Source organism: Mesorhizobium sp. M4B.F.Ca.ET.089.01.1.1 (genome assembly GCF_004022605.1).
Lineage (GTDB): Bacteria > Pseudomonadota > Alphaproteobacteria > Rhizobiales > Rhizobiaceae > Mesorhizobium > Mesorhizobium abyssinicae.
In genome coordinates, this window is record NZ_RZOS01001092.1 from 1 (window position 1) to 721 (window position 721).

The 721-nt window shown below is 55.8% G+C and carries 2 protein-coding genes; one reads left to right on the forward strand and one right to left on the reverse strand.

The annotated features are described in order from the left end of the window. Positions 1–8: 8 nt before the first annotated feature. Positions 9–236: a PilZ domain-containing protein gene (locus tag EN780_RS41150; protein WP_245500248.1), complete on the forward strand. Its 228-nt coding sequence runs from the start codon at positions 9–11 to the stop codon at positions 234–236. Positions 237–274: 38 nt separating this feature from the next. Here the strand turns inward: EN780_RS41150 and EN780_RS41460 are convergent, their stop codons facing one another. Then, positions 275–400, reverse strand: coding sequence for a hypothetical protein (locus tag EN780_RS41460; protein WP_281035237.1), 126 nt, complete (start codon positions 398–400; stop codon positions 275–277). Positions 401–721 lie beyond the last annotated feature (321 nt).

Sequence of the window (721 nt, forward strand, 5' to 3'; positions counted from 1 at the left end):
GCGCAACGATCATCACTGGTTTCCAAAACTCGGAAATCACCTGCTCACTACGCAATCAGCACGCCAAAGGCGCCGAACTGAAGCTGGCCGCAGACATTCAGATTCCAGAACGCTTCGTGCTGTACGTCCCTGTCGACGGGATCGCGTACAGGACTGTTGTTAGATGGCGCAAGAATGATCGCGTAGGCGTTGAATTCGAGGGTACCGAGCCCAAGCCGAAATTCCATTACGGTTGATTGTTGAGGGGTCTGCGGCTTGCTAGGTGCCCGGATTTTCAATTGGGAACTGGCGGGATCGTCACGCCATCGCGGATCGCCTGCAGCATTGTGCCCAAGGTCGAAATGTTGCGACCGATCACCACCTGTTGCCGGTAAAGTTGGCTGATCGCCGACTTCAACATATCGGGATTCGGAAAAGATCACCGCCTGCTGCTGGACCACCATTTCGCAGGACGCCTGGCAGGCTTTGGCGGCTTCCTCCAAGTCAATGACCAGTTGTCGAGCATATCCATAATTCGTTGCCCCGAAATTGAGAGCCGCTTGCTGGAAAGAGTTGGCACGCAATTAGGCCCGGTAGCAATGTGACCGGGCTTTTTCATGTCGAACAGACACCGACTTGTTGCCGTAGCGGCATGGCCGCGCGTGAAAAGCTGAGCTGAGAGTTCCCCCAATTGGCCCGGCGGTTTCGGCTCGGGCTTTCGGGTGTTCCCCCTGTTCTGTTT